Annotated in this window: 7 protein-coding genes and 3 pseudogenes; 2 read left to right on the top strand and 8 right to left on the bottom strand. The window is 39.7% G+C overall.

Annotated elements, in window-relative coordinates:
- The 7 genes and pseudogenes from CIK04_RS33235 to CIK04_RS08575 form a co-directional block, all read right to left on the bottom strand.
- Positions 1 to 192: pseudogene (locus CIK04_RS33235) on the bottom strand (N-acetyltransferase); the annotation flags it as partial.
- Positions 193 to 825: 633 nt separating this feature from the next.
- A complete protein-coding gene (locus CIK04_RS08605) occupies positions 826 to 2,178 on the bottom strand; it encodes a radical SAM protein (RefSeq protein ID WP_097353741.1) in 1,353 nt (450 codons plus the stop codon).
- A 68-nt stretch (positions 2,179 to 2,246) separates the two neighbouring features.
- Positions 2,247 to 2,364, bottom strand: a pseudogene (locus CIK04_RS32700) (DUF3265 domain-containing protein).
- A gap of 2 nt (positions 2,365 to 2,366) precedes the next feature.
- Positions 2,367 to 2,654: a type II toxin-antitoxin system RelE/ParE family toxin gene (locus tag CIK04_RS08600; RefSeq protein WP_005445239.1), complete on the bottom strand. Its 288-nt coding sequence runs from the start codon at positions 2,652 to 2,654 to the stop codon at positions 2,367 to 2,369.
- Positions 2,651 to 2,932 carry a type II toxin-antitoxin system Phd/YefM family antitoxin gene (locus CIK04_RS08595; protein WP_000086647.1) on the bottom strand — a complete coding sequence of 94 codons (282 nt, stop codon included), beginning with the start codon at positions 2,930 to 2,932 and terminating at the stop codon, positions 2,651 to 2,653. The genes CIK04_RS08600 and CIK04_RS08595 overlap by 4 nt, the downstream gene beginning before the upstream one ends.
- An 82-nt stretch (positions 2,933 to 3,014) precedes the next feature.
- Positions 3,015 to 3,134: pseudogene (locus CIK04_RS35500) on the bottom strand (DUF3265 domain-containing protein); the annotation flags it as partial.
- Positions 3,135 to 3,602: 468 nt separating this feature from the next.
- Entirely contained in the window at positions 3,603 to 4,139 is a 537-nt protein-coding gene (locus CIK04_RS08575) for a hypothetical protein (RefSeq protein WP_097353717.1), read from the bottom strand.
- A 227-nt stretch (positions 4,140 to 4,366) separates the two neighbouring features.
- On the opposite strand from CIK04_RS08575, the gene CIK04_RS08565 reads away from it, so the two are divergent.
- Together CIK04_RS08565 and CIK04_RS08560 are read left to right on the top strand one after the other, a co-directional pair.
- On the top strand, positions 4,367 to 4,639 hold the full coding sequence (locus CIK04_RS08565) for a DUF1778 domain-containing protein (RefSeq protein ID WP_097353718.1): 273 nt from the start codon (positions 4,367 to 4,369) through the stop codon (positions 4,637 to 4,639).
- Positions 4,636 to 5,133, top strand: a complete 498-nt coding sequence (locus tag CIK04_RS08560; protein WP_017053840.1) for a GNAT family N-acetyltransferase — start codon at positions 4,636 to 4,638, stop codon at positions 5,131 to 5,133. Before CIK04_RS08565 ends, CIK04_RS08560 begins: the two co-directional genes overlap by 4 nt.
- A gap of 111 nt (positions 5,134 to 5,244) precedes the next feature.
- On the opposite strand, the gene CIK04_RS08555 is transcribed toward CIK04_RS08560, so the two are convergent.
- Positions 5,245 to 5,928: an HNH endonuclease gene (locus CIK04_RS08555; protein WP_097353719.1), complete on the bottom strand. Its 684-nt coding sequence runs from the start codon at positions 5,926 to 5,928 to the stop codon at positions 5,245 to 5,247.
- Positions 5,929 to 6,322 lie beyond the last annotated feature (394 nt).

Below are 6,322 nucleotides of genomic sequence, written 5' to 3'. Positions count from 1 at the left end.
TCCATCCAACCAGATATGGATGTAAAACCAACCTGCTCCAGATTGCCTTTCTTGAACTCGTTCTCGATAACCTGCTATGAAATCATCAAAACCCGAAAAGGTCTCGAAAGTGCAATAGTAAGCATCCTTTCGAGCAGCTACGCAAAAATCATAATCTTGCGCCAAATTGATCACTTTAAATTCTACGTTCATCCCTAATCCTAAAGTGAATAGCGCCTAACGCCGCGTTAAGGGGTGCAGGCACGCAATACAAAAGCTACCGCACAGCGACTTAATCACCAAACCCAACGCAAACCGAAAATGCCACGCGTGCCAAATCCCACTTAAACGCTTTGTTATGCTTAAGCTTCAATGGCTTACGTTTGATCAGAACCAAGATTAACTCGACTTTGATTCACAAACAAAAGCCAAAACGTAGAAAACCGAAATGAATCATAGTTTTGATAATCAGGCTCGGAATTTGGGCAAATCTGGTTTGAAGTTTGAAAACCTAGAGATGGACTTCTGATTGAGCCAACTGCCCTAACCTCGCGCTTACCCGAAAATTGATTGAGGCAACTCTCTGAATTTTCAGCGCCAAAGAATAAGTGTCCGAAAAACAGCGCTCAAAAAAACCGGCTTGCCGACAAACACAAAACTGAAAAGCCGAGGGGACAAAGAAAAACCATAATCCACTGATTTTACTTGATTAAGCATAACGCCCGGCTAAGGGGTTGACAACGCACCGCCGAACTCAAAAAACACACTGTAAACACTGAACTTCAATTTTGCACTAAAACCGCCACGCGTTGGCAATCCCTCTTGAGCCGTTTGTTATGTGGTCATTTATACTTGACTTACATCGAATGAATAATCACCTTTTTCGGATTTTATGTCTTGTAGGAATTCATCATATGTATAGTCTCTTGAAAAATAAGAAAAAGACTTTAAGTCAAAATAGTCTTTTGCTGTCATGAAACTTCGGGACAACTCCTTAGAAATATTTAAAGATGCTCTATGATCTATTGAAGAACTTAAGTTGAAACGAGTAACCCCTTCTAATGCGTTTTCTCCATAAACACTAGATCCAAACGAAAGTAAAGTTTTTATAAAGTCAGATTTCTTATTATCCCAGCCAAAAGCTAAAACTGGACCAACTGAGACACCTTTTATGTAATTTCTATGCTGATCTAACCATTTATATGTTTCTTCAATTGTTCCACTTGATTCGCCCGCGTAAAGCATAACATTTACTTTAACGTCTATACCCGCATTATGAGCTTGTTCCAGAAGATTAGATGCACGAGATAAATACTTCTCTGGTGTTTTTGATTTACCCATTCTCTTAATCTGAGTTGGACTAGCGCTTTCTAAGCCAAGATCTAAGACTTTCATCCCTGCCTTGGCAAGTTCAGGAATTTGTTTGATAGGAAACGTATCCGCTCGCGATTCTGAACGCCATAAATAAGAATGGGAGTGGATCGATCTTTGTTTAGTGAGCTCTTCGAGCCAGCTTATTGTTGGCTTAAACATCGAAGCTTCAAAGTATGGAGACATTGGATTCAGACGATCATTCAACAAGATATTGGAAGCTTCTGACGTAATCAGAAAGGGGGATTTCAATGATTGCAACTTCTCGTCTTTTTCCTGACAAAAAGAGCATTTCATGCCACAACCACGAGAAACCTCAATACTAGGTTGATAAAGCTCCCTTTTATCAAGGAGACTATAATCTAATGATACATAACCATTGACTTTTTCAATTTTTCTTCCGAGAAGATCTGAAATTTGATTTTCACCTAAACCATCAACAATTTTGTCTACATGAGGTAATAGCTTCGCTAATTGATTAATTTCACCATCAATAACCCAACGACCACCTATAACAATCTCTTTTATCTTTAATTCATTTTTTAATATTTTAGTAAAGCTATCAACCCAACTAATTGCGTAAAAACTTGGTATAGAAATAAAAACCGGGAATTTTGACTCAGCTATACCTAAGCTTAGACAATAATTTGCAAATTCTTTGGGATCCGTAAAATTACCATGTAATTGAATTGGAGCCAAACCAGACTTCTTTATAAGTGAGGCTAATGAAAGAAGGCCATAATTTAAATATCTATTTTTCTTATTAATTACATTTGCATCTTTTTTAACTATCAACTGACCAGCACTAATACAAAAGACATCATACATCAAATTTTAACTCCCACTTTTATAATAATAGTTAGACGACCATAGCCATTTGGACACATAACGCCCTGTTAAGGTGTGAGCAACGCAATACCGATGCTTCCGCATGCCACCTTAAACACTAAACGCAACGCATAGTAAAAATGCCAAGCGTTGCGAATCACTCTTAAACAGTTTGTTATAACACAGTTTTACACGTCATCTTCCGATAAAATTTGACGACAATTACGAACTGTTAGTACGCGAATTTCGTGACTTAAACTGTAGATAATACGATAGTGACCAAAGATGATTTCACGATAATTCGTATGGGGCATTTCAGGAACAAACCGCCCCATTTCAGGCATACTTCCAAGGAGTTCAGTTTTATCAAAAACTTCATTTACCCACCTCTCTGCCGCAGGTGGATTATCCAAAGAAATAAACTCCGCGGCATCACCTAGTTTCTGAAGTGCTAATGGAGACCAGACTACTTTCATTTCTTAATGCGCCCAAGTACTTGAGCACGCGCATCATCATTGGAAACACCGAGACCAGAAGCTAACTGAGCTTCTGCTGTGCGCATTTCTTCCAGTAATTCGATTTTCTCTTGCATTGCTTCATACTCAGCAACATCGAGAACAACAGCAACACCTTTGCCACGTTGCGTAATAACCAATGGACGACGAGTCTCATTGATTTGTTTGATGTATGAAGCTACACCGGCACGAAACTCAGACAAAGGCTGAATATCTTGATCGAAATGAATACGACTCATATTGAACTCCCATTAGTACAAAATAACGTACAAATAATAGTTCAACTGACCCTTTTGAGCAAGAAGTTGATTCTGTGTTATAACGCCGCGTTAAGGGGTGAATGCCGCATAAACCAACCTTCCGCACACCACTTTCACCACCAAAACTCACTGCAAACCAAAAATGCCACGCGGCATGAATCCCGCTTAAACGCCTTGTTATGCTTAAGCTTCAATGGCTTACGTTTTACTAAAAACAAGATTAACTCGACTTTGATTCACAAACAAAAGCCAAAAGCCAAAAAACTGAAATGACTCATGATTTTGAAAATCAGACTTTGAAATTTGGCAGCTAAAACGAAAAAACCTAAGATCAAATCTCTGATTGAGCCAACCGCCCTAACCTCGCGCTTGCCCGAAAATTGAATGAGGCAACTCTCTGATTTTCTAGCGCCAAAGAATAAGTGTCCGAAAAACAGCGCTCAAAAAAGCCAACTTGCCGACAAACACAAAACTGAAAAGCTGAGGGAACAGAGAAAAACCATAAACCACTGATTTTACTTGATTAAGCATAACGCCCAATTAAGGGGTGAACAACGCCTCCACCCAACCCTAAACATTGTGCCATAAACACAAAAACTGAAGTAGAAGCAAAAGTGCCAAGCGTTGTGAATCCCTCTTAAATTGCTTGTTATGCTCTGGTTATTGTACCTCGACTTGAGGTCAAGGTTTCAAAGAGCGATATATCAAACTTGTTCAGCAACTGTTCTTGAAATACGTCAGCCTGTTCGTATGCATGTATAACAAATTCTGGGGTTAAGTATGCGTCCCAATCCGCTTTCATTGCAGCTTTTGCATCGCTCTTGTTGCTAACAACAACTGTTTTCTCAATAGGTTTACCATGCGCAAGTTCATTTCTAATTTCTTTTAGTTGCTTAAGCGTTCTCAAAGGTTCTTTGTCCATATCCAAGGGGTCATCGAGCGTTTTATATATTCGCTTTATTTTGTCATACCAGCTTTTCTTCTCGTTCCAGTGTTTAACTTTCTTAGAGCCTACGTAATTAATGAAAGCTTCCACTGCGAAGGATGTTGATATGATGCAATTCTTGCAATGAAGCCCCAACCCTTCAAAGTCAGATGCTTCAACTTTGCTTTTAACAATTTCAATATTGAAATGCGCTAAATTGAATAAGTCATTGTGAGGATAGATCTTAACTTCCAGTCCCATGTTGCCTCCTGAGCATAACGCCCAATTAAGGTGTGAGGCACGCGATACCGATGCCACCGCATACCACCTTACTCACCAAAACTAACGCATAGTAAAAATGCCAAACGTGCCGAATCACTCTTAAATTGTTTGTTAGTTTGCGTGCCAAAGTGACACAAAGATTGCTTATTGTACACTTTAAGACCATAATACACATGTGACACTTTGACACAACAGGAGATAACATTATGGCTACTACTTTGCCTCGCATCACCGCTAGAGTTGATGTCGATACACAAGACTTACTTACTAAGGCTGCCGCGATCGCCGGCATGTCTAGCATCAACTCGTTTGTTCTAAGCGCTGCAATCGAAAAAGCTAAACAAGTCATTGAACGTGAACAGGCTTTAAAACTGAGCCAAGTTGATGCGATGTTGCTCATGGAAGCTTTAGACCGTCCTGCAACACAGAACTCAAAACTAAAAGCTGCTGCTAATCGATACGAGAGCAAAACTCAATGATGAATACGGTACTTCTAGATAAAGCTAAACACGATAGAAACCGATTCAACTGTGGCATCGAAGCTCTCAATAATTACTTAAAAGTAATGGCGAGTCAGCAAGCAAAGAAGGACAACACCAGAACGTTTGTTTTGGAAGATGATAGCGACAACTCACATGTCATCGGTTTTTACACGCTAACAATGACACCAATTGACTTAAAGGCATTGCCTGATAAGTTACAAAAAAAGCACCAATCATCCACCTCTGGTGGTCTGATTGCCCGTCTTGCTGTCGATGACCGATACAAAGGGAAAGGCTTTGGTGAATGGTTGCTTATCGACGCACTCAGAAAGCTATTAGCCGCTAGTGATAGCGTTGCATTTCCAGTTGTTATCGTTGATGCCAAAGACGGAGCAAAACATTTCTATGAACGCTATGGTTTTCAAGCATTTCAAGACGCTGAAAACAAACTCTTTATCACCATTGCGGATGTGAGAGCAAGCTTAGGCTAGTTAACCACTAGCCTTTAGCAAACTAACGCCGCATTAAGGTGTGAGCGGCGCTTGGCTATACTTGAGCGAAGCGAAACTGCCAAGCGTTGCGAATCACTCTTAAATGCTTTGTTAGCTACAATTTTTCTTCAAGTACTCTTCATAGTTGGAGTAAGATTTAAGCCCTTGAGATTTACGATTTTTACCAAGAACCGTCTTATCAATTCGATCTTGAATATACTCACTTAACTCGCTGAACTTACCTAAAGGGATTGAGTCCCATTTTGCACCAAACTTACGCTTGATACTCCCATAGAACACGGTATATTTCATACCGCCTTTCCCAACTTCAGCCACCTTGAAGCTATGATATCTATCGATCAGATATTTAATATAATTTCTGTGTGTAAGGCTACAAGCAATAGATCCAGATGTCGGCAATTGAACTACTCTGCTTGTAGAACCCTTGACAGTAACATTATTTGCGATTACTCCTTGGTTTCTAACTGCGCTCAAAGATATAACATTAGAAACTGTTGGTTCTTTTGTTTGTGGTGATCTTAGCGAACCAGCCATTAGTTCAAGTTTGAGCCTTAACACTTCTATTTCTGATAACTCTCCTGCTGTGGCGTTAGCATGGCAGTTACTACAAAGTAATATCAAGTTTTTCTCTTCATGCTTTTTTACCTCAGAAAAAGGCTGGATATGATGAATTTCAAATGTTGAAACGTCCCTTTCACCACAATTAGGGCAAGTCATATTAGCTTCTTGATATATTTTCTTTTTCATTCTTTCAGGTATATGCCGAGATACCATATTTACTCCTTGTAGCTAACGCCCAATTAAGGGGTGAGCAACGCTACCACCCAAACCTAAAGAATTGTGCCATAAACACTAAACTTGAAGTAGAAGCAAAAATACCAAGCGTTGGGAATCCCTCTTAAATTGTTTGTATGGGAAATTATCCCCATTAATCGACCTGTTTCGGGTAATGTGAGACCCAGGCTTTAGCCGCAACTAAAGCTTTCTATGTTGTAGTTCGATTGAACGCTGGCTCCTCTATCGAGAGACCGATAACAAACATGAACGCGACATAGAACTCCAAGCACCAAACTCGAATACTCGACTGGGTCTCGAACCCGCATTACGCAAGCAAGAGTTAGCTTATTATGAATACAAACACACTTCAAAATATTAATGTCGGTGTGGA

The sequence above is a fragment of the Vibrio sp. 03_296 genome (assembly GCF_002265885.1).
The sequence above is the reverse complement of the archived record's forward strand: the minus strand, read 5'-3'. Positions and strand labels throughout refer to the sequence as shown.